General features: G+C 39.6%; 17 protein-coding genes. 7 read left to right on the top strand and 10 right to left on the bottom strand.

The genetic code is table 11. The features are described 5' to 3' along the window. Positions 1–20 precede the first annotated feature (20 nt). From DN064_RS05220 to DN064_RS05200, 5 genes are all read right to left on the bottom strand, one after another. Positions 21–392, bottom strand: coding sequence for a VOC family protein (locus tag DN064_RS05220; protein WP_115461572.1), 372 nt, complete (start codon positions 390–392; stop codon positions 21–23). A 38-nt stretch (positions 393–430) separates the two neighbouring features. Then, on the bottom strand, positions 431–1327 hold the full coding sequence (locus tag DN064_RS05215; RefSeq protein ID WP_115461571.1) for an AraC family transcriptional regulator: 897 nt from the start codon (positions 1325–1327) through the stop codon (positions 431–433). A gap of 70 nt (positions 1328–1397) precedes the next feature. Then, on the bottom strand, positions 1398–1877 hold the full coding sequence (locus DN064_RS05210; RefSeq protein WP_157962244.1) for a hypothetical protein: 480 nt from the start codon (positions 1875–1877) through the stop codon (positions 1398–1400). 79 nt (positions 1878–1956) lie between these two features. Beyond that, on the bottom strand, positions 1957–4797 hold the full coding sequence (locus tag DN064_RS05205) for a M16 family metallopeptidase (protein WP_115461569.1): 2841 nt from the start codon (positions 4795–4797) through the stop codon (positions 1957–1959). A 22-nt stretch (positions 4798–4819) separates the two neighbouring features. Further along, positions 4820–7303 carry a M14 family metallopeptidase gene (locus DN064_RS05200; RefSeq protein ID WP_115461568.1) on the bottom strand — a complete coding sequence of 828 codons (2484 nt, stop codon included), beginning with the start codon at positions 7301–7303 and terminating at the stop codon, positions 4820–4822. Positions 7304–7425: 122 nt separating this feature from the next. Here DN064_RS05200 and bshC point away from each other — a divergent pair, with 122 nt between their 5' ends. From bshC to yidC, 7 genes are all read left to right on the top strand, one after another. Next, positions 7426–9054: a bacillithiol biosynthesis cysteine-adding enzyme BshC gene (bshC, locus tag DN064_RS05195; RefSeq protein WP_317047361.1), complete on the top strand. Its 1629-nt coding sequence runs from the start codon at positions 7426–7428 to the stop codon at positions 9052–9054. 55 nt (positions 9055–9109) lie between these two features. Further along, a complete protein-coding gene (gene guaA, locus DN064_RS05190) occupies positions 9110–10645 on the top strand; it encodes a glutamine-hydrolyzing GMP synthase (RefSeq protein ID WP_115461566.1) in 1536 nt (511 codons plus the stop codon). A gap of 44 nt (positions 10646–10689) precedes the next feature. Next, positions 10690–12621, top strand: a complete 1932-nt coding sequence (locus DN064_RS05185; RefSeq protein ID WP_115461565.1) for a LysM peptidoglycan-binding domain-containing protein — start codon at positions 10690–10692, stop codon at positions 12619–12621. Next, positions 12618–13019 carry an OsmC family protein gene (locus DN064_RS05180; RefSeq protein WP_115461564.1) on the top strand — a complete coding sequence of 134 codons (402 nt, stop codon included), beginning with the start codon at positions 12618–12620 and terminating at the stop codon, positions 13017–13019. Before DN064_RS05185 ends, DN064_RS05180 begins: the two co-directional genes overlap by 4 nt. Next, positions 13016–13582, top strand: coding sequence for a DUF922 domain-containing protein (locus DN064_RS05175; RefSeq protein WP_115461563.1), 567 nt, complete (start codon positions 13016–13018; stop codon positions 13580–13582). Before DN064_RS05180 ends, DN064_RS05175 begins: the two co-directional genes overlap by 4 nt. Before the next feature lie 97 nt (positions 13583–13679). After that, complete coding sequence (locus DN064_RS05170; RefSeq protein WP_115461562.1) at positions 13680–15314, top strand: CTP synthase; 1635 nt, start codon at positions 13680–13682, stop codon at positions 15312–15314. An 84-nt stretch (positions 15315–15398) separates the two neighbouring features. Continuing rightward, complete coding sequence (gene yidC / locus DN064_RS05165) at positions 15399–17318, top strand: membrane protein insertase YidC (RefSeq protein WP_115461561.1); 1920 nt, start codon at positions 15399–15401, stop codon at positions 17316–17318. A 68-nt stretch (positions 17319–17386) separates the two neighbouring features. Here yidC and DN064_RS05160 read toward each other — a convergent pair whose 3' ends face one another. The 5 genes from DN064_RS05160 to DN064_RS05140 form a co-directional block, all read right to left on the bottom strand. Continuing rightward, a complete protein-coding gene (locus DN064_RS05160; protein ID WP_115461560.1) occupies positions 17387–17812 on the bottom strand; it encodes a hypothetical protein in 426 nt (141 codons plus the stop codon). Then, positions 17809–18828, bottom strand: coding sequence for a PKD domain-containing protein (locus DN064_RS05155; protein ID WP_157962243.1), 1020 nt, complete (start codon positions 18826–18828; stop codon positions 17809–17811). The genes DN064_RS05160 and DN064_RS05155 overlap by 4 nt, the downstream gene beginning before the upstream one ends. A gap of 286 nt (positions 18829–19114) precedes the next feature. After that, positions 19115–19927 carry a hypothetical protein gene (locus tag DN064_RS05150; protein WP_115461558.1) on the bottom strand — a complete coding sequence of 271 codons (813 nt, stop codon included), beginning with the start codon at positions 19925–19927 and terminating at the stop codon, positions 19115–19117. 146 nt (positions 19928–20073) lie between these two features. Then, on the bottom strand, positions 20074–21474 hold the full coding sequence (locus DN064_RS05145) for a fasciclin domain-containing protein (RefSeq protein ID WP_115461557.1): 1401 nt from the start codon (positions 21472–21474) through the stop codon (positions 20074–20076). Positions 21475–21686: 212 nt separating this feature from the next. Beyond that, positions 21687–23600: a fasciclin domain-containing protein gene (locus DN064_RS05140; protein WP_157962242.1), complete on the bottom strand. Its 1914-nt coding sequence runs from the start codon at positions 23598–23600 to the stop codon at positions 21687–21689. Positions 23601–23656: the final 56 nt, after the last annotated feature.

Below are 23656 nucleotides of genomic sequence, written 5' to 3'. Positions count from 1 at the left end.
AAGATACGACCTAAATATGGTTAAACGTGCTGATCTAATAAAATGGTATTGCCATCCGGATCCGTTAAAATGGCACTCGCCGGGCCCTCAGAATCAGGGTCTGCTTCTTGAATAAGCGATACCCCATTAGACTTTAAGTGCTCCTGAATGGCCCTGATATCCTCATAACAATCAAGGGTCTGTGCATTTTGATCCCATCCTGGATTAAATGTGAGAATGTTGTTTTCAAACATACCCTGAAACAAGCCAATGATGCTATCTCCATTCTTCATAATGAGATAGTTCTGTTCCATATATCCTGCAAACTGCTGAAATCCCAGGTGCTCATAAAACGTTTTTGATGCTTCTAAGTTTTTAACTGCTAAACTCACTGAAAAGGCGCCTAATTTCATAATGATCTGATTTAGTTACAGTTAAAAATACGTATTTGTTATAAAACCGGGATGCAAAAATCTACGATGGCGATACCATCGGGGTGTTCATTAAAGTTGTTATGGTAGATTTCAAATGGATCTTGAGCTGATTTTTTATAGCCATTGTCATTCATCCATACAAACAAGCTAGTCCAAGATTTTTCAAAGTCTTGAACCTTAATTTCTAATCGTGCCCTTATGCATTTACCTGGTGTCATTGATTTTACAGCAACTTCACCATCAGGAGTTGCAGGTTCTGGTGTCCAAATTGATGCGCTCATACGCACTTTTTCGGGGGAGGTAAACTTGAAACTGTCATGATATACCGTCATTACTTTATTGGGTTCAAGATGGAGACCTTTTGGGATGGCCCATTGCAATAATCTATGAAATGTAGCGCTGAGATTTTGTGGGCCCATGGTATCTATATAAGCCAAATTCATACTGTCGAAAGTTGTAATGTCAATGTTTGCGTTCATGTGTGTCCATTTTTTTAATTCGTCTATTTTGCTAAAGTATTGGTCATTATTGAGATATTCTTGACCATTCTTGCTCACAAGTTGACGAATCTTGCTATGTTTTTGGGTGTTTGAAGCAATGAAGGCTTTGGGACTTATGCCGTAGAATTTTTTGAAACTTCTGCTAAATGTAGAAGGGTCCTTAAAGCCCCATTGATGCCCAGTCTCTGAAATGCTTAAATTTTTATGTAGTAAGCTGTCTGCCGATTTTTCAAGACGTTTTCGCCTAATATAGGTGTTAAGTGTTTCCTGAGTAATGAACTTAAAGATGCGATGAAAATGAAAGGGCGAAAAATGGGCAACCTCAGCTATTTGCTCAAGGTTGAGGTCATTTTGTAAGTTCTCATCTATAAACTGGAACACCTTCGAAAGGCGTTTACGGTATTCTATTTCCAATAAGGTCTATTTAATTGATGTCTGAAAGTTCTAATTCTTTTAAATCTGAAGCAATATATTTTTAATGGGTTTATGTAGCCTTTGTATAATTTAAAATGATCATAGAAAAGAGGTACAATGGAATAAAGACGCACCATAATAGGCCTAATAAAAATATCTCATAGGCGTATTCAAGGAAGAAGCCAAATCCGACGGCTATTTTTAAGAAGACAACGGGAAATATTGATAAGATGACAATTAATAGTTGAAGCGCACTGTTCTTTTTGAATTGTAATTGCCTTACCTGATGATTGAAGATTAAAAACAAATGATAAAATCCAAAAATACCACATGAAATTCGCCAACTGGTTTCCATAGAGGTCCAGTTGTACAATAACTCAGGGATAAAAGGGAAAATCAAGGCCCCTCCAGTAGTGCCAAAAATGGTAACTACGGCAAGTCTTGAAAAACGTTTGTCACCTTCTTGTAGAGCCACTAATACAGCAATGAAGCCTGTTAAGGTAATAGCAATTTGGGCGATGGTATAAAATGAAGAAGGATTATAATCCATACGGTAATAATTAATACCACCAAGGTACAGATAATTAAAGGTCAAAAAAAAGCACTGCCCAGCAGTGCTTTTTTAATTGTTATTGCTTAAGAGGCTCGGGATTGAGCATGATAATTGGCAACCCCAATTGCTCTAGTTTATCAACTTGTGTGGCTGCATCTCCTACAACAAGATAGATCATTTGATTGGGTTTGAGGTAGGTTTTTGCTAGCTCTTTTACCTGGTCTACTGTCAAATCCTTAACCTGTTGCTCACGTTGCAAGGCATAATCAGCAGGCAGATCATAGTGGCTCATATTAGATAGCATATTTAATTTTGCTCCAAGCGTTTCAAAGGCTCTTGCATTGCTTTTAATGTTGAAACTTTTGGTTACGTCAAGGTCATTTGAATTAAAGTTTTTACCATAATTTTCTAGAATATCTTTTACCAAAGCAGTAGCTTCATAGGTGACATTGGTACGTACACCACTGCTTATGCTAAAGCGACCTGCAAATTCGTCGCCACTAAATCGCGAACGAATACCGTAAGTGTAGCCTTTACCTTCACGCAGTTGTTGAGTCAGCTGAGAAGCAAATCCACCACCTCCAAGACGGTAATTCATAACACCAGCCAAATAATAGTCCTCATCTTTTGCTTTAAGGGCTGGATAGCCAAAAGACAACACCGATTGTTTGGCATTGGGTACATCATAAAAATAAACGGCAGCCGATTCTGGCATGTCTGCCATCGTTACTTCTGGTAAGGTTAGATCTGGTGTTTGCCAGTTAGCATCAATCGTTACTAGGCCTTTTAAAACGGCCTCTTTAGAAATATCACCAACCACATAATAACTACTCAATTTAGCGGAGAGATTCGTATTGTAATAATTCTGAAGATCTTCAATGGTCAAATTGCTTACAGATTCGGTGGTTCCTTGTCTGTTGTTAGCCAATATCTCATCTTCGGCATAAATTAGTTTAGCAAACTCATTGGATGCTATGCTGTTTGGACTGGCCAGTTGGGCTTTAAGAGAATTGACCGTACTTGTCTTTAATAATTCAAACTCCTCGGCATCCCATCTAGGTTCTAGCAAAATTTCACTTACCAGCTCCATTGTTGCAGGGTAGTTTCTTGAAAGGGTATTACCGCTAATGACGACTCCCGTTTGAGTGGCATACATAAAAATGGAGGCTCCAAGACTTTCAATAGCCGCTTCCAATTCTTCTGGACTTTTAGTTTTTGTTCCTCTGGTCATCAAATTGGCCATAAGATTTGAGCTTCCAAGTGTTTCAGGAGTTTCAAACATCTGACCTCCCTGAATTTCCATTTCAAACTGTACTAAAGGCACCTCATCATTTTGTATGCCGAACACTTTAATGCCAGAATTTAACTGGTCTTGCCAAACTTCGGGCACTTTTAGGGAGGGACTTTCACCATAAGGCGGTTCAACCGTTCTGTCGAAGGAAGAAGGGCTTCTGTCATATTCAGCCGCTATACTAGCGTCAAACGTTTCTTCTACTCCATCAATGATCTTTTCTTCTTTAATAATGGCTTCTGTTGAACCTGCTAAGATCAAATTAGTTTGACCCTTAGGAACAAAACTCGTAGCTATAAAATTCTTATCCTTTATATAGGTGTTGTAAACACGCATGACGTCTTCTGGCGTCACAGATAAGATACGTTGGACATCTTCATTCACATAAGCAGGGTCGTCTGCAAAGATCTGGTACTGAGCTAATTGAAATCCTTTACCTAAAACGCTTGATAAACTGTTATAAAATGCAGTTTCTTGCCCGGCCTTTATCCGGTCAAGGTCAGCTTGGGAAATGCCATTTTCTTCAAATTGTTCAAAAGCTTTATTAATACCGGCTGCTACAGAATCTAAAGCTACCTGATCGTATCCGGTGACTGTAATGCTTAACTGACCTGCAACTTCAGAATTGTATTGCCCCATTCGAACACGATCAGTCAATTTATCTTCATCAACGAGTACCTTATTTAAAGGAGCCTTTTTACCTTGACTTAAATACTCACTCAATACACTCAGAGGATACGAATCCGGATGGTACTGATATACTCCCGGCCAAACCATGGTTAATTGTGGCAGTCTGGCAAAATTATCTTCATAAAACAACTTTTTACTGATATCCAGTGTCACAGGTTGTTTTTCCATAGTTGGTATATCCTGGCCTCTTGGTATTTCTTCAAAGTATTTTTTAACCCAGACCTTGGTCTGTTCAATGTCTAAATCTCCCGCAATGGTTAGGGTTACATTATTAGGTACATACCAGCGGTTATAAAAGTCCTTGACATCTTGTAATGTGGCATTTTGTAAATCTTCAAGAGATCCAATCACAGTCCAACTGTAAGGGTGTCCCTGTGGATACAATTCTTCACTAATAACGGCCTGAGTGTGTCCGTAAGGTCGGTTGTCAACAGATTGCCGCTTTTCATTTTTAACCACTTGTTTTTCTTTGGCTAAAACGGGTTCGGAAACGGTATTAATAAAGTAGCCAAGTTTGTCAGCTTCGGCCCAGATCATTTTCTCAAGGGCATCTTTAGGTACTGTTTGAAAATAATTGGTGCGGTCCCTACTTGTTGAGCCATTAGCACCAGAACCTCCGATACGAGCACTCATTTTGTCAAGACCTCCCTTACCAAGGTTTTCAGATTCTAGGAATAACAGGTGCTCAAATAAATGGGCAAATCCTGTGCGCCCTTCAATCTCTCTTGCAGATCCAACATGTGCTGTAAGTGCCACGGCAACAACAGGGTCGGATCGGTCTATATGTAGGATTACCTTTAGGCCATTCTCTAATTCATAAGATTCAAAGTCCACATTAAAGGAGTTTTCCTTTTCTTCAGACTTGGTTTCTTGTTGGCAGCCAAGGGTGGTAAGACCGATAACTAGCAACAACAATAGTCGCAATTTTACTGTCATAATTGTATTGTAAATGATGATATTATAATTCGAATGCGTTGTGATTCACAAAGAAAATAGCATTGACTAAAAAGAGCTTGCCATTGTCCCAAAAACTTCTAAACAGTGGATTGTCCACCATATAAACCAGGCTCCCTGATCCCTTGCGTTCTTCCCCAAAAACTAAGGTGCCATTTAGGTTAGCAACAGCATTTTGCCCTGCAAAACCAGAATAAACCTCATTGGACTCGAGATACCCGACGTTAAATCCACTGTCCATGAGGTCGTAGGCCGAACTACCCAACTTTAATGAAAAGTAGTTATTTGGGTAACCAAAGGCCAAAGGATGTGTATTATCTAAAGTGGTCTCGAAAATAGCTCCTGTAATGAGGTTGTTGGCGTAAGCACGTTCACGATCCGCGTAGGGGGTCAGTACATTATCGTCTCCATTACCTTGCCCATCTTTGTATTTGAGCGCAAAACCGTCTTTTCCAGCAAAACTGCGAAGCGCAGAGCTAATTGCAATTATTTTGCCACCATTAGATACCCAGTCATTCAATTTCTTTTGAACGTTGTCGTTGACAACCCGACTGTAATACCCATCCGGCATGATGAGTACCTGATATTTATTGAGATTGGTACCATTGAGGTCATCTGTATTAATAGAGGTCAAAGGGTAGTGTAGTTCATTTTCAAAGAAATGCCAAATAGATCCATAGCTTAATGAGGAGGTTCCTTCGCCAGAAAGTATAGCTACATTAAGCTTATTCAATAACTTAATATCAGGTGATCCAATGTCTGGTGTTGTTTGAGAAAATCCTGAAGCAATGGTACTAAGGATTTGCTTATGCTTTTGAGCAAGGACGTTCAATTCTGAAACAAAATCAGACTTCCGTTGGTTATCTCCACGTGTAATTATTAAAGAACCACGATCAAATGTTTGCCCATTGGATTGAAAAGGTTTTTCAGTAAAACGTACACGAAAATCAGCTTTTAGCAAAGCCGACAAAAACTGAGCATCTTTCATCGATGTCCATTTGCTTACATAACCATAAGCGTTTGTAAGAGCTGGAATTGTTGAGGTTTCTTTAAACTTAATTTCACTGCCTATTCTAGAGGTGCTGGCAACTGCATCCAAACCGTAAGCATACGGTAAACTCCAGGCTGTTATGTCATAGGTGAGTGAATCAGATAATTTGGCGTCAGGTTCAAATAATACCTTAACCATTTTTCCTTTGGGTTGATTGGTATGAACCACCATGCTCTGATCGTTAAGATCAATACTACCTTGAGACTTGATGCTGTATTTGTAACCAGAAGCCTTAGATCCTGTTGCACTCTCATATTGTATATCGTGTTTGTCTAGTAAGCTTTTAAGGCGTTCGATTTTATCCGAATCACCCGAAAGTGCGTAGCTCTTGTATTTTAGTCCAGAATTGTCAAAAAACTTCTCAAACTCTTCATTCAGGCGTTCTGCATTTTGCGATGCAATTTCAACTGTTGAGAGGGCCGTGGTTGTGTGATGTGTTAAACGGTCATCAAGAGTTAAGATCTCACCTTCATCTGTTTTTACACCCAGGCCTGCTCGTCCATGACCTCCTTGTTCGTATGTCATACCAATGGCACCCATATAGGTTGGGTAGGTGTCACCATAGCTAGGGTACAATAAATCAAAGCGCTCTCTAGTAAAAAACAACCAGCCTTCTTTGTCAAAATACTTTGCGTGATTTTTACCAATTGCCGTCTGGAATTCCCGTTGCCAGTCTGTAATAATCTCATGGAAAGGTTCTGCTGCAGGAGCAAAATAGTAAGGTTCGTTATAACCTTGCTCATGAAAATCTACATGGATATGAGGCATCCATTTATTGTAGACCTTGAGACGTTGCTGTGTTTCTACCTGTGTGGCCCAAGCCCAATCACGATTGAGATCAAACAAATAATGGTTAGGGCGCCCACCCGGCCAGGGCTCATTATGCTCACTAGATTCAGCATCAGTATTGTAAGGTGTACTTTTAGTCTGATTATACCAGTTGACATAGCGATCACGTCCATCAGGGTTTATGGAGGGATCAATAATAACCACCGTATTTTCTAGCCATGCTTGTTTTTCTGTAAGTAATCTATAGAGTGTAAGCATTGCTGCTTCTGAACTGGAGGCTTCATTACCATGAACATTAAAACTAAGCCAAACAACAGCAAGATTAGAATCTGTAGCATCTCCTTCTGCCATTCCCGTCCGGCGCAAATGATTGTTACGAATCTCTTCTAGTCGATTCATATTTGAAGGGCTGGAAACATAAGCCACATACAAACCACGTCTTTCGTTAGTCAAACCATATTGTTCCAGTTGCACCCAATCCGGGACCTCATCAGCCACTGTTTTAAAATAATCAACAACTTGATGGTGCCGACTAAACTGCGTTCCAATAGGATAGCCTAATGTGGTCTCTGGACTTGAAACTTGTTGGGAATTAGAAAGTTGAATGGCTAGAAAAAAAGTGAAAACACTTAGAAACAATTTGTTCATGAAAATGTACTTTATTTGAAAGGTTGGTAAAGATAGTAGCTAGACCTTAAATTACCTATAGCTAATGAGAAAAGCACGCATTGCGCCATTAACGAATTATTAGGACTTAAAATAAGGAAGTGATGTATCTTTACGCCTCAAACCGAACAACCTTTATGCCAACCGAAACCCTGACTTTTAGAGAAACTGGTTATTTTTCAAGTTTAATTTGTGACTATTTAGATCAAAAGGAAGAATTGAATTCTTTCTACAACCGTTTTCCAAAACTTGAAAATTTTAAGGATCAGATACTAGAAAAGTCGAAATCCTACCCCTTGGAACATAGAGATGTGTTGGCCTCAGTTTTAGAAAAACAGTATGCTGGTTTGGAAATTTCTGAGACTACTTCTAATCATATAGAATTGCTTAGGTCTGAGGAAACCTATACTATTACAACAGGTCATCAGTTGAACCTTTTTACCGGGCCCTTGTATTTTCTTTACAAGATTATGTCTGTGGTCAACCTGAGTAAAAAACTTAAAGAAACCTATCCAAAACAAAACTTCATTCCTGTATTTTGGATGGCATCAGAAGATCATGATTTTGAAGAGATTAGTTTTTTCAATTTTCGCGGTCAAAAGGTGCACTGGAACAAAGAAGCTTCAGGTGGTGTTGGGCGATTGAATACCCAAGGTTTAGACGAGGTATATAGTGTGTTTGCGGCTCAATTAGGTGGTAGCTTTAAAGCCAAAAAGGTAAAAGACTTATTTCAGAAGGCTTATTTGCAACACGATAATTTAGCGACTGCTACCCGATATCTTGCCAATGAATTATTTAAAGATTATGGACTGGTTATTATTGATGCGGATGACTCCAACTTAAAACGCCTGTTCTTACCGCAGATTAAGAACGAGCTGTTAAAGAAGTCAACGTTTAAGGCTGTAAATGAAACCAATCAAGAATTGGAATCTTTAGGTTATAAGGTTCAGGTAAATCCAAGAGAGATCAATCTGTTCTATCTTAATAAGGGATTGCGAGAGCGCATTATCCAAGAAGGAGACCGCTTCAAGGTTAATAATACAAGCATCCAATGGACAGAAGAAGCACTTTTAGAGGACTTACAAGCACACCCAGAATGCTTTTCGCCTAATGTACTTATGCGCCCATTGTACCAGGAGGTCATTCTTCCTAACCTCTGTTATATTGGTGGTGGCGGTGAGATGGCTTATTGGTTTCAGTTGAAGGAAAGTTTTAAGGTACAAGACGTTACGTTTCCTATACTGCTACTACGGGATTCAGTGTTGGTGCGCACAGAAAAGCAAAAAGAGAAACAAAAGGCCTTAGAAATTTCTAACCGCGATTTATTCCTAGAAAAGAATGCCTTTATTAATAAATATGTTCGACGCATTTCAAATATTAATATCGATTTCCAACCACAAGAAGATTTTCTGAAACAGCAGTTTGCCGATCTCTATCAACTGGCCGAACAAACCGATAAATCATTCATTGGAGCGGTTAAGGCACAGGAGGTAAAACAATTAAAAGGCTTAAAACATTTAGAAAAGCGTTTGCTCAAGGCTCAGAAAAAAGTGTTGGCCGATAAAATTGAACGCAGTACTTCACTTAAAGATGCTTTGTTTCCAAATGGGAATTTACAAGAACGCAACCTAAATTTTTCTGAATTATTCTTAGAGCATGGACAGGAACTGCTAAGTCATTTATCAGATCATTTAGATCCTCTGGATATGCGTTTTCTACTGTTGACAATTTAAAATAAAAATTAAGGTCTCTAAAACGCGTGTCTCAAATCAATTAGTATTTTTGCGCATGCAACATCAGAAGGTACTTATTTTAGATTTCGGATCGCAGTATACACAGCTTATTGCGCGCCGTGTGAGAGAGCTCAATATTTATTGTGAGATCCATCCATTCAATAAAATTCCAAAGGATTTAGATTCGTATGAAGCCGTAGTTTTATCTGGCAGTCCCAACTCGGTGAGAGGGGAAGACGTACTGCACCCAGATCTTAACGGAATACGTGGAAAAAAACCACTTTTAGGTGTCTGTTATGGCGCTCAGTATCTGGCACATTTCTCTGGTGGAAAAGTAGCTGAATCCAGTACCCGAGAATACGGGCGTGCTAACTTGGCCTACATTAAAGACGGGGAAGATTTTCTAGAAAACATACATGAAGGGTCGCAGGTTTGGATGAGCCATAGCGACACTATTAAAGAATTACCAGATGGGGCTGAGTTACTTGCCAGTACGGCCGATGTTGAAAATGCTGCCTATAAAATAAATGGAGAGGTAACTTATGCCATCCAGTTTCATCCAGAGGTATATCATACAACTGATGGGCATCAGTTACTACACAACTTCCTCATTAAAATTGCGGGGATCAATCAAGATTGGACCCCACAATCTTTTGTGGAAGAAACAGTTGACGAACTCAAGGCTAAATTGGGGAATGATAAAGTAGTACTAGGATTGTCAGGTGGGGTTGATTCTTCTGTGGCAGCCATGCTCTTGCACAAGGCTATTGGGAAGAACCTCTATTGTATTTTCGTTAATAACGGTTTACTCCGCAAGAACGAATTTGAAGATGTCCTGCATCAGTATGAAGGTATGGGTCTTAACGTAAAAGGAGTGGATGCCTCTTCACGTTTTCTTGGTGCCTTGGCAGGAAAAAGTGATCCCGAGGAAAAACGTAAAACCATTGGTCGCGTATTTATTGAAGTGTTTGATGATGAAGCTCATCAGATTCAGGATGTGAAATGGTTGGCACAAGGGACTATTTATCCAGATGTGATTGAAAGTGTTTCTGCCACAGGTGGCCCGAGTGCCACGATTAAGAGTCATCATAATGTTGGAGGGCTACCTGATTTTATGAAATTACAAGTCGTAGAACCTTTAAAGACTTTGTTTAAAGATGAGGTAAGACGCGTTGGCGCCTCGATGAACATGGATTCTCATTTGCTGGGTAGGCATCCATTCCCAGGTCCAGGGCTTGCAATTCGAATACTTGGAGATATTACAGAAGATAAAGTAAAAATCCTTCAAGAGGTTGACGCCGTATTTATTAATAACTTGAAGTCATGGAATCTTTACGATAAAGTTTGGCAGGCAGGAGCCATGTTGTTACCCGTAAATAGTGTTGGAGTGATGGGTGATGAGCGTACTTATGAAAAATGTGTGGCTTTAAGAGCTGTAGAAAGCACCGATGGTATGACGGCAGATTGGGTAAATTTACCCTATGAGTTTTTGCAAAAAACATCGAATGAAATAATAAATAAGGTTAAAGGCGTTAATAGAGTAGTATACGATATTAGTTCTAAACCACCTGCCACCATTGAGTGGGAATAAGGTTTGGCACAAGAATTGAACCTTAAATCTACCGAAATCAATATATGAGATACGTTCTAGTACTATTTTTTTTGTTGGCGAGCTGGACAATAACGGCCCAGTCTCCCAAGACCCATAAGGTTCAACAAGGTGAAACAATTGAAGAAATTGCCAAGTTATATTTGGTGAGTCCTTATGATATCTATGCCTTAAATCCGGATGCCCTTCAGGATTTTAAACCCAATATGGTACTGGTCATACCAAATTCCCGGGTTAAAAACGAACCACAGCCAGAGGAAACTAAGCAAGTTATAGGATATCGTAACCATCGCGTAAAGCGTAAGGAAACCTTATACAGCATTTCTAAGGATTATGATGTTTCAATTGATGATATCAAGAAATACAATGAGCGTCTGTATTCAGAGCAACTTAAAAAAGGAGATCGTATTAGAATCCCACGTTTTAAGACCATTGTGAGTGAGGTTACTTATGACAATACCATCAAAAAATATGCCGTAAGACCTAAAGAGGGTAAATGGCGCGTAGCCTACAAGTTCGGGATTTCAGTTCCAGAGTTGGAGGCCTTAAATCCAGGAATGAATGAGGTTTTGCAACCTGGAGATTTGTTAAACGTTCCTAACATTGCTACCAACGAAGAAAAGCTGTTTGATGCCGCTTACAATTACTATGAAGTACAACCTAAAGAAGGCTTCTACAGATTGGAGATAAAATTAGGGCTTACACAGCAGCAATTAGAAGAGTTAAATCCTGAATTACTGGGTGATGGCCTAAAAGCAGGGATGATATTAAAGGTGCCTTTAGAAACCGAAACCTCCTTGTCTGAAAGTGACTCCCCTAAGGTTGATTTAACTAATGAATTGATCAACACCTCAGAAAAACGAATTGCAGTTTTATTGCCGTTCCAACTTCATAAAATAGATACGGATTCTATTGGTGAGACCAAAGATATGATGAAATCGGACCGTGTTTTAGGTCTTACTCTGGATTTTCATGCGGGGATTTTGATGGCCTTGGATTCTTCCAGCCGATTGGGAATATCAACCAAACTTGATGTTTTTGATACCAAGTACCAGATTTCGGAGGTTACCACTTTGGCCAACCAAACGGATTTTTCGTCCTATGATGCTGTTATTGGACCCTTGAGTACAAGAAACTTCGATCGATTGGCTTCTATGTGTCAGTACGATTCTGTGGCCGTTATAAGCCCATTTTCAAAACCTGGTAAGCTGTATAAAAATACTGTTCAAACGCGACCTAAGGATGAGTTTTTGGCGAAACAAGTGGTGAGTCATATTAAAAAAGATTCGCTTATTGACAAAATTGTGATTATTGCAGATCGCAGTCATAAGGAGGTGAGTGATAATTTAAAAAAACAATTTCCGGCGGCTAAGCAGGTATTTTCAAACTTAAATAAGGACAAGCAGGATGCTTACTTCATAGTACCTCAGGACTTGGAAGAGGTCTTTGTTGAAGGTCGAAACATGGTGTTTTTAGAAACAAAAAATCCAGCCTTTGCATCTAATGTGATAAGTATGCTAAATGGGATTGTATTTATTGATGAAGAAACTGAAGAAGCACTGGACATAAGCATCGAACTCACTACCACCAATCATAACAGAGCATTTGAAACGGAAGATGTGGATAACAATCATTTGTCTAAGCTAAAATTTGTTTACGCCAGCATTAATAAATATTTACCTTCTCAAGAGCCTAATAGTTTTGTAATGGCCTATAAAAAACGCTATGGTGTCAATCCAAGTAAGTATGCCATAAGAGGCTTTGATTTGATGTTGGACGTTCTACTGCGACTTGCAAGTTCAGAGGGTAAGTTGATCAAAAATCTAGATGCTTCAATTGCAACTGAGTATAATGAGAATAAGTTTAGTTATATGCAGGATGCCTTTGGAGGATTTGTAAATCAATCCGGTTACATTATACAATACCAGGACCTTGAAATAATTGAAGTAGGACAATGACATCTAGAGTAACATACTTATCAGATCTAAGAACAGAATGCGAACATCTTAAATCGTCTAATACCTTTATTACAGATGCTCCTACGGATAATAATGGAAAAGGAGAAGCCTTTTCACCAACAGATACTGTGGCCACAGCCCTGGCAAGTTGTATGTTAACAGTTATGGGGATTAAAGCCCGGGATATGGATCTTAAGTTAGATGGTAGTACGGCGGAGGTGACTAAGGTCATGGCAAGTAATCCAAGACGGATTTCGGAAATTAAGGTGGTACTGCATATGAATCTTGCGGTGGATGAAAAGCAACGTACTATTTTGGAACGCACAGGACATACTTGTCCTGTTCATTACAGTTTGCACCCAGACATTAAAAAAGACATTCAGTTCAACTGGAAATGAAAGGCTTTCTTCAAACAAGTTTGATCCTACTGTTGTTGTGGACACCCCTGCCGGCCCAGGAAATGATTGCCTGGAGTGCAACAGATTCACTGGTTTGGGCCAATTTTAAGGCCACTCCCAATGAAAAGATGCAAGCGGTGGCTTTAACTGCCTCTGGATTAACATTTGGCTATTCAGTTAAACAAACCAACAACCTTATTGTTAGTTTTAGTGCGGAGGTCTATGCCCATTTCTATCCAGATAAGTCCTGGGTAAAACAAGATCGTGAGACCAATTATATTTTAGGGCACGAACAGCTGCATTTTGATATCACCGAGTTGTTTGCGCGGATGCTCAGAAAAGAGCTCAGTGAGTTGCGCATCACCAATAACCTGAAACGCCGGGTGCAACAAATTCACAATCGCATCAATATGGATATGGATAAAATGCAAAATCTATATGATCGTGAAACCAACCATTCCATTAATGTAGAGGCACAACGCCGCTGGGAAAAGGATGTAACAGAAGCACTCAAAGCTCTGGAAGCCTATACCAGCCCTTATATATCCGTGGGTACTTCCTAATTGCAATTAATCCTTTATTTTTCGTGGGTAACTAAGCTTGAAAAAAGCGCTATTACTCGTTTAATTTTGTAAATTTGCCTGCGTTTAATAACGCATCATGTCAGCATCTACAAAGTACATTTTTGTTACCGGCGGAGTGTCATCATCACTAGGAAAAGGCATTATTGCCGCCTCTCTTGCCAAATTATTACAATCACAAGGATATAAAACTACCATTCAAAAACTGGACCCGTACATCAATGTGGACCCCGGTACTTTAAATCCTTATGAGCATGGTGAGTGTTACGTTACAGATGATGGTGCTGAAACTGATTTGGATTTAGGGCATTACGAGCGATTTTTAAATGTACCTACGTCACAAGCTAACAATGTCACCACAGGAAGAATTTATCAAAGTGTTATTGAAAAAGAACGCAAAGGAGAGTTCTTGGGAAAAACAGTTCAGGTAATTCCTCATATTACCGATGAGATCAAGAATCGCATCCAAATATTGGGGAATTCTGGCGACTATGATATCGTTATTACCGAAATCGGTGGCACAGTTGGGGATATTGAGTCGTTACCTTATATAGAATCTGTGAGACAGTTGCAGTGGGATTTGGGTGAGCAAAATACCTTGGTGATTCACTTAACTCTGGTGCCTTATTTGTCTGCAGCAGGTGAGTTAAAGACCAAGCCAACACAACACAGTGTCAAAACCTTAATGGAGAGTGGGGTGCAGGCTGATATTTTGGTTTGTAGAACCGAACATGAATTGAGCGATGGTATTAAAACCAAGCTAGCACGTTTCTGTAATGTCGAAAAGGAATCCGTGATACAATCTATTGATGCTTCCACCATTTACGATGTGCCTAATTTAATGCTGGATGAAGGACTTGATAAGGTGGTTCTTAAAAAACTTGGACTACAATCTCATGAGTGTAATTTAGAAGGTTGGAATGCCTTTTTAACCAAGCACAAGAACCCGACTGCTGAGGTAACCATTGGTTTAATAGGTAAGTATGTGGAACTTCAGGATTCCTATAAGTCCATCTTAGAAGCGTTTATTCATGCAGGAGCTTCTAACGAGGTGAAGGTTAAGGTAGAACCTATTCACTCAGAGTATTTAACAGCTTCCAATGTGGTTGATAAGCTAAAAGGGTTGGATGGAGTATTGGTAGCTCCTGGATTTGGTGAACGTGGTATTGAAGGAAAGATTAAGGCCGTACAGTATGTGAGAGAGAACAACATTCCGTTTTTAGGCATCTGTCTGGGCATGCAAATGGCCGTTATAGAATACGCTAGAAATGTCTTAAACCTGGAAGGAGCCAATTCTACAGAAATGGAGGAAGGCACACCGCACCCAGTGATTGATTTGATGGAATCTCAAAAGACGATTGTTGATAAAGGTGGCACCATGCGTTTAGGAGCCTGGGCTTGTAATCTTTTGCCAGATAGTATTGTGTCTGAGGTTTACGGTGAAGCTGTCATCATGGAACGTCACAGACACCGTTACGAGTTTAACAATAGTTATATAGAGGCGATTGAAGCTGCTGGAATGGTTGCTACAGGTGTCAATCCGGAAACCAATCTTGTTGAAATTATTGAACTTCCTAATCATGACTGGTTTGTAGGAGTGCAGTACCACCCCGAATATAAAAGTACAGTAGCCAACCCACACCCGTTATTTGTAGCTTTTGTCGGCGCCGTTAAAAAACACCATCAACAGAAGAAAAGTGCCAGTATGGCATAATTTATATCTTGGTAGGCTTCTTGAGTACAGAAGACCAAAGCGAGATAGCTTGGCTGTAAGTTATTGCAGCGTTAATTTTTGAACATGGAAGAAAAGAAACTAGACTTAAATTCAGTAATAGGATTCATATTGATTTTTGGAATCCTTATCTGGATTATGTACCAACAGGCACCAAGTCCTGAAGAGATAGAAGCCCAAAAGCAAGCCGAACAAGAGCAACTGGCTGTTGAGCAAAAAGCTAAAGAGGCATCACAGGAGGTCAAGCAGACAACAGCCGCCGATTTCTCAAATAACGGTGCCATGGACTCGGTTCAGCGAGCAGCCATACAAAATAAATTGGGGGCCTTTGGATATTCATCTACGCTATCAAGCGCCAAAGATGTGCAAACCACAGTGGAGACCGATGTTTTTGAATTAAAATTTAATAATAAGGGAGGTCATTTAGCTGAAGTGCGCCTCAAGGAATTTGTAGATTATGATGCGGCGCCTATTTATTTGGTAAAGGATGGAAATTCCAATTTCAATATCAATTTTGGGACTTCCGATAACCGTACACTCAACACACAGGACCTTTTCTTTCAGCCAACTGTAACCGAGCAATCAGGTAGTACGGTGGTTTCTATGAAACTTAAGGTGTCCGAATCTGCCTATTTAGAATACCGATACGAGTTAAAGCCAGGGGATTACATGATCGATTTCTCTATCAGATCTCAAGGGCTTGATGGAGTGTTTAATACCTCTCAAGCAATTAATCTGGAATGGGCGCAAAAGGGCTTTCGCAATGATAAAAGTATCACCTATGAAAACCGCTATACCCGTTTAACCTATTTGCACGATAGCGATAAGGTGGATAAGTTGGGGCAGATGGGGGATGACGATGAGATTGAAACAGATGTGTCCTGGTTCTCTTTTAGACAGCACTTTTTTAGTTCCATTCTAGTCGCTGAAAATACCTTTAAGGAGGTGGCCATGACCTCTCAGGATTTGGTTGAGGATGAGGAAGTGGACACGGTTTACACAAAAATGTACACTGCCAAATTACCATTAGAGTTTAGAAATGGTGGTTTGGATACCAAGTTAGGGCTGTACTACGGGCCAACGGACGCTAAGGTTTTAAAGCAATACGACCGTGGTTTGGAGAAAAGTATACCATTTGGTTGGGGCATTTTTGGGTGGATTAATAAAGCCGTCTTCATCCCATTATTCTCATGGTTAAGTGGCTTCCTGCCTTATGGTATTGCCATTATTGTTATGACCATTCTGGTGAAGCTCTTACTGTCTTTTGTGCAGTACAAACAATTCTTGTCTCAGGCCAAGATGCGTATTTTAAAGCCAGAGCTGGATGCTATTAGAGAAAAGTACAAAGACAACAAGCTAAAGGCACAGCAGGAAACTATGGCTTTGCAAAGTAAGGCGGGTGCTAGCCCCTTGAGTGGTTGTTTACCAGGCTTAATGCAGATCCCAGTGTTCTATGCCTTGTTTATGTTCTTCCCATCGGCTTTTGATTTACGACAAAAGAGTTTCTTATGGGCGGACGATTTAAGTTCCTACGATACCGTATTGGAGCTGCCCTTCCATATCCCATTCTATGGGGACCACGTAAGTTTGTTCCCAATATTAGCAGCCGTTGCTATTTTCTTCTATATGAAAATGACCACTGGACAGCAGGTACAGGCACAACCAACTCAGGAAGGGATGCCAGACATGACCAAGATGATGAAATACATGATTTATTTCTCACCTTTATTAATGTTGGTTTTCTTTAATAACTATGCCTCTGGATTGAGTTTGTACTACTTTATTTCCAACTTGATTTCCATTGGTATCATGCTAGTCATCAAAAACTACATTATCGATGAAGATAAGGTGCTTGCTAAGATTGAGGTGAGTAAGGCCAAGCCTAAGAAAGAAAATCGCTTCCAGCGAAAAATGAAGGAGATGATGGAACAAGCGGAGCAGCAGCAAAAACTGCAACAGAATCAAAAAGGTAAAAAGAAGCGCTAAACGCTATATAGAATTACAAAGCCACTCTTGCGGTGGCTTTTTCGTTTTTAATATGTTATAATTTGATGCTATTTAATTTCAACAATCGCATCAATACTGGCCTTAAAGTATAGTACCTGCCGATTCTTAGCCAAACCATGTTCGATACTAAATTCTTTGGTCTGTTCATCTTGATGACCCCAAGCTAGGAATTTAGGATTAAGAAAGGGGCCTACTTCAAATAGGCTTTGCTTGGGCTGTTCGTCAAATTCTGTAATGGCAAATAATAGACTGTGTGATACCTCAGAACTTGCAAATCCAGCACTAGCTGTGCCATTATCGATGGCATAAATTCTAACACCTAAATAGAAATCCCGGTTTTCATCTAGTAACTCTGAACTGTTTAAAACATGGATAAGGCGTTTATCATTTAGGCTGTTTATTTCAATGTCATTTTGCCCTTGAACTAAAAGGGTACTAATGCTGGCCAACCCCCAGAAGACTAAATACTTCATTTATATGAATTCAGAATTTTGTTGATTTCACTAGGGTTCATGCATTTATTGGCACTAAAAACAAAATCAACCTCGCCTTTAAATGCCTGACCTGATGAATAGTCTTGAATTGTCAAGTTTTTAGCAGATCGCCATTCTCTTGGAAAGTAAAAATCACTAGGTATATCAATAATAGTTGGTTCTTCATCATTAACCGCAATTGATACCTTATGATTAGGAATATCCCATGAAAGATATAGTAGATTGAACGAGTCTGGTTTGATAGTAAGATTATTGATCTCAAGCCCTTTATTTGGGATAGAAAAACGTACATTACCATTGAAGGAGAGCTGGATTTTGTTCGATTTATTCAAATTTATACGAAGCCATCTGTAAGATCGACCGCCAACAAGTATTGGTTGGGATCGAGGTGAATTGGCATGCCAGTCAAAATTTGGTTTGAATTTGATTGCTAAACTATGTGTTTCAAAAGATAAACCTTGAGTTCTAACAATGGCCCTTTCTGCTTCAAAATCTCCTGAGTTTTCGTAAATCCCGTCAGATATTAAAGTCGAATCACTAAACTCTATTCGAGAAGTATTCCAGTCATTGTGATAAGAATTTTCATTAAAACCATTTCCCTCAAACAACCACAGGTCATAATCCATATTATCTTTAGGGGTAACTTGAATTAATTTTGATGAAGTAACGGCATTGTGAAAATCTTTAAAATTAATTTCTCCGTCTTCATTTAAATCCCTGAATTCCTCTTTTTGCACTGAAAGTGTTACACTATGGATTTTAGCCTCCCTGAATCTATGAGACGGATGTTGTTCAAATGAGTAATTACCATCGTCAAAATCCCAATAGAAAAAGTAGGATTCTTTTGAGCAATTATTGAATTTAATGGTTTGACCTGACCTAATGGAATCTTGGCCTTTAATTGTAAAACAAGACAGTTCGGTTTCGTCGTGATTTTGAGCTCTACATATTGAGGCTGTAAGTAATACTAAAAGCAAGGTAAGATTTTTCATCATAAGTAAATGTAGGAAAAATTTTCAAATGAAATAGACAAGTATCAACCCACCTTACCTAGCCAAGGGGAGAAGGCTGCTTTATAAGTTTTGTTGTGTTTTTCTAATTTTTTTCATTAGAGCATCAAAAAACCACCTCTCAGAGGTGGCTTGTTTGGATTTGATTGTGCATCAGTGACTAACCTAATGACTGTTTTTTGATTGACAAGTCAAACTTAAGGCATCGTGTCCATAGTAGCAGCATGCCTTAACACTAGATAACAGAGTTTAACGTCTTGTTAAAAGGTCTTTAAGGGTTACTTGGGTAGCCAAATACATAGTAGCCTGCCTTTTTACCGTTGGCTTTTTTGGCTTGTTGTATGTCCCAGATATAATCTGAAGGTCTTTGGTTACCAAGTAGCTCTTCTATGTCCTTAAGTGTATAGGTGCGCATTAAAGAGGCCTGACCATCCCAGGCGTATATGATAGGGATGACAGGTATGAGGTAGGTGAATATTACCTGCTTAAGACTAAGAGGTCTTACCTTAAGTGTCATCACCAATGCCATGATGATGAGTATGACCAAGGATAAGGGTAGGAGCAAACACCAAAGTAGAAAAGGTACATTGTTTTCAGCAATCTCATAGATAAGGAGAGGCTCCTTGCTGGTTTCGGCCGATTTTAAAATATTCCGGGCCGTATCAGGATCCATATGATGAAAACTGGCAATCATGGTTTTTAAGCCTTTTGGAGTATGGTCAATTTCTTTAGCGTCTATGGATTGGTTGAAATAGGAGAGCTGTGGATCATTTAAGGAGTTAATGTCATCCACCACCGTCTGGTTGGGGAATTTATCTGTTAGGACTAAAGTGAGCTGGTTGTTTTCAGATAATTGACCGTTGAGTTGCTTCAATACTTGGGGCATGGCCCCACCAGACCCAGAACCCAGATCCACAATTTGATTGAAAGGCACCTTAACTCTGCACGCTTCAATTAGGTTAGCTAGCACCTCATTGGTTCCCAGCATGCCGTGCAATACTTGTAAGAGTTTGGTAATGCCATTACGGACGGTTTGAGGTAACCATGAAAAGTCTTCAAATTCAAAAAGTGCTTTACGTGTCATAAGTCAATACCGTGATTAATTTGGTACACTATACAAAGCTACTCAGAAATACAGGTAATAAAAAAACCCCTCATTCGAGGGGTTTCTTACTAACTAAATCAATCAATATAAAAATGAGGTAATCAGCCTCGATTTTCAAACTTTAATTATTCTACAGCTGCTCTAATAACATAGTCAACCGCATGAACAACACCATTAACTGCCTGTATGTCTACTAACTCAGCTATGATATTAATATCATTGCCATCTCCATCAGTTAGTACAAGTCCGTTAATAGTAATATCTCCTCCTAGTGTTGGTATGGTACCACTACTTGGTAAATCTGTAGATCTTACGTTTCCACCAGTAATGTGTAATAAAATTAGATCGTAAACAGCGGCAGGGTCAACCTCATCTAAACCGCTTACACCAAGATCACTCAACAATACATCAAAAGCTGGATCCGCTGGTGCGAATACCGTAAGAGGATCGATGGTTGGGTCCGAAATAACATTCCCTAGATTAATATTATTTGTTCCTTCGTCTGCTCTTGTAATAGCAGCAACTAAACCACTTAATGCTGGATTAGAAGTTGCAAAAGTTGCAATAGTTGGTAACCCAATTACTGCGTTAACACCATGAATTACTCCATTAGTTGCAACGATATCAGCAGCCTCAACAGTTGATACTCCATTGAAGCTTACCCCCTCAGAAGTATTAAAATATAAACTTAGCACGTCTTCGTCTGCATTTTGCGCAAGGGTAGTGGCATAGCCAGCCCCTAAGTCAACTAAGTCTGTAGAAGTAATTGACGCACCTAATACGTGATTCAATAATATATTTTCTAATGTTGCATCGTCAACATCTTCAGGATCTACACCGTCACCTAAGAATGCTGTAAAGGCATCGTTATCAGGAGCCAAAACCGTTAATGGTCCTTCACCCTGGACAGCTCCTACCAAACCTGCCTCTCCAAGAGCTGCAAGTAAGGTTGTATAATTTCTATTGGCAATGACATGATCTGCAATATCTGGAAGATCTAAAACCGCGTCAATTTTGTGAATAGTTCCATTAGATGCAGTAATATCGGCTCCGTCTGAAGTAACGTTTCCTGCATCGTTAAACCGTACCCCACTTGAGGTATTAAAATAAATAGAAACAAATAGGCCTTGCGCGTTAGGTGAGGATCCAGGTACATAACCTTCTCCTAAACCAACTAAATCAGAGGCTCTAAAATTTCCTGAAATAACATGGTTTAATAAAATTGCTGCTAGATCGTCAGGATCCACATCTTCAATTGGAGTACCGCCTAAAAAGCCTGCGAATGCAGCGTTGGTCGGTGCCAATACCGTAAATGGTCCAGGTCCTTCCAGCACACTGGTTAATCCAGTAATTTGAAGAGCTTGAACTAAAGATGTTAATTGTGGATCGTCTAAGGCAATCTCCACGATATTTTGTGGATCAGCTGGTGTCTCACCACCATCGTCGTCATTACTACAGCTATTTAAGCCTAAAACCAAAACAAAAATAGATAGTAATGTTAGTGTTTTTGAAATAAGTTTCATCATTCTTTGAGTTTAAATTGTTTTACAAAAGATTCGTTTTGTTTAACAAATCTAACTAAAACATTAAACAAAAATTATTCATTGCTTTTATTTTAAAACAACTTTAACAGTTCCTCTTTGATTTGGCTAGGTTTAAAAAAACCCCTCATCCGAGGGGTTTCTTACTAACTAAATCAATCAATATAAAAATGAGGTAATCAGCCTCGATTTTCCAATTATAGTTCCGGTAGAATCACTCTGTCGATAACATGAACAACACCGTTAGCTCCTTGAATATCAACAAGCTCAATAACAATATTACTCTCTCTACCATTAGGGTCTTCAATGGTTAGTGCATTAGCATCTAACTGTACGGATCCCCCTAGTACAGGCACTGCGCCGGTACTTAATTCTGATGAACGTACGTTATCAGCAACCACATGCATTAATAATACATCTTCCACTAAGGCGGCATCTAAGTCTCCTAAACCATCAACTTCCAATTCCTGCAAAAGATCTGCAAAAGCCCCATCGGTTGGTGCAAATACTGTAAATGGCCCTGTGCCAGAAAGCGTCGGTGTTAATTCTGGTGATGGGTCTTGTCCATCGGCTGCACCTAAAGCCGCAACTAAGTTTGTTAATGCAGGATTTGCTAGAGCAAAATCGACAACTGTAGGTGGTAATAAAATTTTATCAATTACATGAATAACACCATTGTCAGCCCCAACATTAGGGGTGGTAACGTTGGCTCCTACGGCAGATGAAGAACCGCCATTAAGTTGTACCACATCATTAACAACATTGTAATACAAACTCAAATTGGCTTCATCTGGGCCTATAGCGGTTGTATTGGTGTATCCAGATCCGGCTTGGATTAGGTCCTCAGCCATAACCTCAGCTCCAACAATCACATGGTTCAGTAACACATTAGTCAGAACATCGATTGGGATATCAGTCAAAGCACTCCACTCATCATTACTATCTAATAAGTCCTGGAAGGCTTGGTCGCTTGGTGCGAATACAGTGAAAGGACCATCGCTTTGTAATAAGGACACTAAGTCGTTTTCTGTCTGATCTTCTACCAAGGTTAATGCTTGTGCAAGAATAATGAAGTCATTGGCAATAGCGACGTCGATAATATTGTTACTCATTTCCAATTCTGGAAGCACTACTTTGTCAATAACGTGCACAACACCATTGGCGCCTTGAATGTCCACTAGAGATACAATAATATTGCTCACGCGACCATTAGCATCGGTAATCGTTAAATTGTTGGCATCAAGAGTTACGTTGCCCCCGAGAGTGGTTAAAGTGCCACTTGATAGGCCTGTAGAGCGCGTATTTGATGTTAGTACATGTAATGTTAGTACGGTGTCAACTAATCCTGGATCTAAATCACCAAGTCCTGTCATCCCACTAGGGTCAAGTTCCATCAATAAATCGGCAAAGGCATCATTGGTTGGAGCAAATACCGTTAGAGGACCAGCTTCTGAACTGGAAACTGTACTTATCCATGGTACCGTTGGGCTGTCACCAGTATCAGCCAATGCTAAGGCACTAACTAGATTCTCAAGCGCTGGATTGGCTGTGGCAAAGGTGGCAATGGTAGGCGGTAAAATAACTTCATTGACAATATGAACGACACCATTGGTAGCTTCGTTGTCAGCATTAGTTACTTCAGTCGATCCATTAATAATAACACCATTTGAAGTATTGTAATACAAACTTAAATTAGACTCGTTGGGTCCAACACCTGCTGTGATCGCATAGCCTTCTCCCGCAGTTACTAGGTCTGATGAGCTAATATTAGATCCTATAATCACATGATTTAATAACACATTGCGTAATAAGCTGGGATCGATATCTTCTAATCCATTCCATGCAGGATTTGAGTCTAACAAATTCTGAAACGCCGTATCCGTTGGACCAAATACGGTGAAAGGTCCTGTACCCTCAAGGGTGGTTACTAAATCAGCACTTATAAGTGCTGCTGCTAAAATGTTTAGGTCATTGTCAAGAGCCACATCCACAACAGTGGTGGTTTGCACCCCTGGGCCCATGTTAAGTTCATCGTCATCACCACATCCAGTTAGTCCTAAAACCAACAGAAAAACCGGTAGCAGTTTTAACATTTTTGAAATAATTTTCATTCTTTTGAGTTTTAATTGTTCAACATTACAAACGGTTAGTTTGTTTAACAAAAATA

This window comes from Winogradskyella aurantiaca, from assembly GCF_003362725.1.
GTDB lineage: Bacteria > Bacteroidota > Bacteroidia > Flavobacteriales > Flavobacteriaceae > Winogradskyella_A > Winogradskyella_A aurantiaca.
The sequence above is the reverse complement of the archived record's forward strand: the minus strand, read 5'-3'. Positions and strand labels throughout refer to the sequence as shown.